This is a genomic window from Roseibium sp. RKSG952 (assembly GCF_009711355.1).
Genome location: NZ_SMMF01000701.1, coordinates 1 through 4865, shown reverse-complemented (window position 1 = coordinate 4865; position 4865 = coordinate 1). Strand labels below are relative to the sequence as shown.

4 protein-coding genes are annotated in these 4865 nt (G+C 53.4%); 1 reads left to right on the top strand and 3 read right to left on the bottom strand.

The window, feature by feature from the left end; translation table 11 throughout:
• Nucleotides 1-216 precede the first annotated feature (216 nt).
• Complete coding sequence (locus tag E1297_RS04220; RefSeq protein WP_155134288.1) at nucleotides 217-1587, top strand: PEP-utilizing enzyme; 1371 nt, start codon at nucleotides 217-219, stop codon at nucleotides 1585-1587.
• A gap of 401 nt (nucleotides 1588-1988) precedes the next feature.
• Here the strand turns inward: E1297_RS04220 and E1297_RS04215 are convergent, their stop codons facing one another.
• The 3 genes from E1297_RS04215 to E1297_RS04205 all read right to left on the bottom strand — a co-directional run bounded on the left by E1297_RS04215 (nucleotide 1989) and on the right by E1297_RS04205 (nucleotide 4576).
• Nucleotides 1989-3017 carry a hypothetical protein gene (locus E1297_RS04215; protein ID WP_155134285.1) on the bottom strand — a complete coding sequence of 343 codons (1029 nt, stop codon included), beginning with the start codon at nucleotides 3015-3017 and terminating at the stop codon, nucleotides 1989-1991.
• Between the two features lie 3 nt (nucleotides 3018-3020).
• Nucleotides 3021-3836, bottom strand: coding sequence for an HD-GYP domain-containing protein (locus E1297_RS04210; RefSeq protein WP_155134282.1), 816 nt, complete (start codon nucleotides 3834-3836; stop codon nucleotides 3021-3023).
• Nucleotides 3837-3898: 62 nt separating this feature from the next.
• Nucleotides 3899-4576 (bottom strand): MucR family transcriptional regulator, encoded by a 678-nt coding sequence (locus E1297_RS04205; RefSeq protein WP_155134279.1) that lies wholly within the window; start codon nucleotides 4574-4576, stop codon nucleotides 3899-3901.
• Between the last annotated feature and the right edge of the window lie 289 nt (nucleotides 4577-4865).

Here is a 4865-nt window from a genome sequence, read left to right as displayed (position 1 = left end):
TCTTTCCAGAGCGAGGGTCTCAGTTCCAGGACGTTGTTAAAAACCTAGCGCGCAGCGCCGAACTGAAATAACAGCCGACTGGAAATTTCGAACACAACGAAACAATGAAGCATGGCATTCACCACCGAATCCGCCTAACGAACTGTCCTAAGAGATTATATTGTTGACAAAAATGCTTTTTGATGACAGGAAAGAAGTCAGAGAAGGAACGTCAGCTTGAGCAACCTGTCTGAAATCACAAACGAATGCCCACCAGATGGAATTCTAAACTTCGACGTCCACGGAGACTTCATTACGGATCACTTTCGGGGTCTCGTTATCGATGACAGATGGCGGGACGCCGTCGAAGGACTGAAGGCGAGCTTGATCGGAGCATCCTACGACCACGTTTTCGCAATTCTGAAGGGCGAAATGAAACTCGTCGGTATCAACGAAATCGACATGGTCGAGGACGGAGAGTGCGAAGACTATCTGGAAGAACTCAACTGGAAATTCGGAGACATCCTCATTAGAGAAGGACGCTACTACAGGGCTTACGCCGTGGTGACCTCCTACGGCGACGAGGATATCCCTTGGGGACTAAACAACCGGGAAGCGAACATCGTAGAACGCGCTTGGCACTATGCAGATGATCGCGGCAATGACCTTGTATTCCAACATAGGTTCGGAATGACGTACTGCTATGTATTCATGCACGAGGTGCGCGATGTTCCACCGTGGGTGTCGCCACTCACGAATCCAAACGCCTCAATCAAGAAGACTATCGAGACAAGGGGTCTCGAGGAGCGCGGATGGCGCAAACAGTATGGCAAACTCTACAACGTTCCTCCGCATCAGTCCGAAAGCAGCCATCACCTCACGCCAGACATCCCACTAGATGCAACCCGCTACACGGTGTTCGAGCACGACGAAAGGGAACTTGAGGAGAATCTGGGTCGGTGGCGCGAGAAGATCATTGAGCAGGCGAATGGCGAATATCGACGGCATGATTTTGGCGGCAAGATCGGGGAAGTTGATATTCCTCTAGCTCCCCTCATGATCTGGGCTCTCCATCGAACCAAAAAGAAGGGCCTTCCGGAATGGAAACGCGTCTGTCCTTCCGGCATCAAAATGTCGGGGGACGATCCATGTCACACCGACTGGATGATCGGAGCCGGTATTCCACTCGAGGCTTACGAAGACAGGGAATTCAAGGACGCTTCCTATCAGCTTATGTATCAGATCCAAGGCGAGACATTCAACCCGGGCTTTAACGTTCTCGTCGCCGGAAAGTTGCGCGCCGTCGGCACCACCGTTCACCCAAAGATGCCGAGATACGAACGATGCACGGAGGAGCATATCGCCATCATTCCTGACGCGGGTCCGCGCTGGTACGAGTGCGTTCGAAATGCGGCGGGAGTCATCGTGGAAAACGGCGGAGCCATGTCACACCTCGCCGTAGTCGGGATCGATGAGCGCTTCCTGATCATCCGGGAGGAAAACGCCCGCGAGAAGTACCCCCCAGGCATGACAATCGCCATCGACACAGTCGAAAGACGCGTGGAGATCCTTACCGCGACAGGCCTGCGTGAACCTCCTTCAGTATGAGGTGTTTGAATAGAAAGGCCGATAGAAAGGCCGACCGTCAATAGCCCTTTCAGCGTGTCTCCGAAGACGGTCAGAGAAAGAACGACACTAACTAAATCGCCTGGATTACCGGCGACACGCCCTCCAACTCGAACTAACGTCTTCCCGGCCCTGAAGGACTCGGATTTTTACACGCGTGCAAGCAGATAACTTACTCGGCGAGATTCGCGTTGCTGAGAAGATCTGGCGACCTTCCCACTTGGCGCAGGCCGCGTTCCGGCCCTCAAGTTGTTGCAGGCCGCGTTCGTGTCCGCGTTTGTTTTGGTCCCGCAAGATCTGCAATAGGTACTCCCGTTTCGTCCAACAGGAACACTTGGGGTACGGCGCTCAGTCAGCGAATCCCTGAGTGACCAATCCCCGCCCTACAGGACAGGGCTTCCAGCCTCATTAGCAGCGGGCAGGTCTAGAGCAACAGAAATCGGACGCTCATCCCAACGTTTTATATTGTCACGAATAGCCTTGGCACTCCACCTCGGGTAATCAAGAGGAAAGTCGAGAGCCGTATAACGAACGAATTCTCTCAAGGAGTCGGATAGTGCGATCAACGCGCCCTCGTCCCACGTATCACGGGCCTGCCTGAAATCGGCAAGGAGATCATTCCAGAGATCCCAACGAGTGCGATCAGGGTCGTCGACACTGAGAAGAGCATGCGTTGACGTATCTTCGTGGCTCTTGCCGAGAACATACGCCGCAGTATTCAGAAGCTCATGAGCCGGAGCATCAAATTGAACAGCCTCGGGAATTAGAACCTCGACTTTCATCTTGTCACGCGACCGGAAACCAAGCCGTTCTGGAGCATTGTCCTGGATTAGTTGGTCAAACTGGTCGGCGGCGTAATAGCGGTACTGGACACCACCATTCAAACAGTTCGCGGGTGCAAAAGAGTAGTTAAACGCGCCATTGAAATTGTCATTGCGGTTCAAAATGTAAACCGGCGTGTCAACTTCCGAATAAAGCTGGCTGTCGACGATGAGAAGCCCAGACAGAAGGCGCCTCGAATTAAAAAGCACCCGATCCATGTTGCGGGAATCAACCACATCAAAGAATCGAGACGCCGTACCAAACGGCTTGGCACCTTCCGTCGAAAACTGGCCGAAACGTTGCTCAAACAACATCCTGATTTGCTCACGCAATGGGCGCGACTGATTGGACTTGGACCCGTGCGCAACGCCGTAAGTACGCCCCTCGTAGTAGAGAACCTCACGAGTGTTGTATCCGCCGTTCACCGCTCCACCGTGTCTGGTCACCCAGCTGACGGCGACAGGAGCGTCCAGTAGCCCAATTTCCGGAACATCGACCTCAACCGAATCTGAATACGCTTTCTCAACGGAGCGCCGCCGTCCATGAGACAAAACACGGGCTGAAAAACGCACGGGCATCTGAATATACATGAACTACATCCTCATTCCTGCCGGACTGAACTCTAGTGGACGTTCGCGATACATATCAAGAGTCTCTCGGACATACTTCAACTCGATTCTAAGAGTTTCTCTCAGGTGTTCAGCTGAATCAAGCCAGAGGTACGGATGAATATCTCCAATCAGTTCCGCCAATCGGTCATAATCGAAGTCGTGCGGAAGAAACCTGAGTTCGGCATCGTCGAGACGAAGAGATATGAACTTACGAAGAAGGAAGGGGTCAAACGCGTAGCGCCCGAAACCGGGGTTGTCCCGTGTCATGAGCTCCAGCGTGCACTCCTCGGTCAATGGGTTCTTGTAATCCCGATTTTCCATCAAGGCGTCGTGAACATCGGCGATCGCGGTAATGCGCGCCGGAAGCGGGATCTTCTCGCCTTTGAGGCCGTTATAGCCGTTTCCATCGTAGCGCTCGTGATGATACAGAACGACATCGCGAAGCAGCCCCGGCGCGCACCCGTCTATGAGAACCAGACCTGCTTCGGTATGGGATTTCATGATGGCGGATTCGTCGTCGTCGAGACGTGCGGGCTTTCGCAGAATTTCGTCCGGAATTGCGAGTTTGCCGAGATCGTGCCAACGAACTGCGTAAGCAAGGTCATCGACCTCACGCTCGTTCATTCCGATGCTCCTAGCGATTTCCGATGCGGTGTTGGCGACGCTTATAGCATGTTTGGCGACGAAGCCACGATCAACGGCCTCCACGCCGGCGAGCCGCTCAATCCGCTTTTCGACGGAAATACCCAAGGGAATCCCGGACAAAATGGCTTTGATATTATCGCTGACGCTCGACATGCCCCACCCCGACTAAGAGTCATTAGGCGAAGGCTCTCAGCCGGCGTGGAATTAAACAAATGTCAGGGCTTTGTTTTTACAAGCGCACCCGTCTTCGGGTTAATGTCGAACAGAACACCCTTCTTTGAGATCTGGGCCGGAGGCAACATCGGATAGCTGTTCGGAAGCCCCCACTTCTTGCGGTACTGATCAGGAGTCATCCCGTGTTTTTTCTCGAGGTGCTCGGCAAGATCCCGAACCCTGCGGTTGTCCTCGAGGCATATAAGGATGTTTTTCTGAATGCTGTCATCCACGCGGGCGACCGTCTTCTCGAGCTTGTGGAGGACGGCCTTCTTGCCACTGGAAGCTTTTGCCGGGGAGACTTGAGAAGAAGTAGGGGGCGAAGAGTTTTCGGCCTTGGAAACTGGAAGCGCGGCGGTCGACTGGTCGTCGATGCTACTCAAAAGGCCTGCCGACGACACGTCCGACAGGGCTGGAGCAACGGAAGGAAGCCTTGCGGCAGCCGGAGAGATCGAGAGAGAACCATCCGGAATACTGCCCTGATCTGAAAACCGCTCGTCGAAATTCTGCTTGAAGGATTGGAGTTCGAAAAAAACTTCCTCAAGAAAGCCTGAGACATCCTTGGCATCCATAGGACTAGCAAGAAGACTCGCGCTTACGATATCGACCGCACCCCTCACGAGAACCGACTTATCGGAAGCGGTCACGGCCTGTCCCGCAGTGGTTGTTGATCCGGCCAAAATGTAGACTCCTTATTATCGGCATTTTCGAAGCGTAGCATTTATCGCAAAAAGCCAAATGATTGGCAATCCACGGTCGGAATTTTACCTTGCAAATAAGCCGTAGCAACATGAATGTACGAGCTTCGGTTAAATAAGGATTTATTTCTCGGTGAGCGAGAACCCGCTGAACGAACTGGCTTTCACGGACATGTATATCAACCGGTCCGATCAGGATGTCGTGCCCAGATTTAGGCCAGGCCCGACGTTAAGGACCCAGCGCGCAGCGCCGAACTGGAAGTCCAGTTCT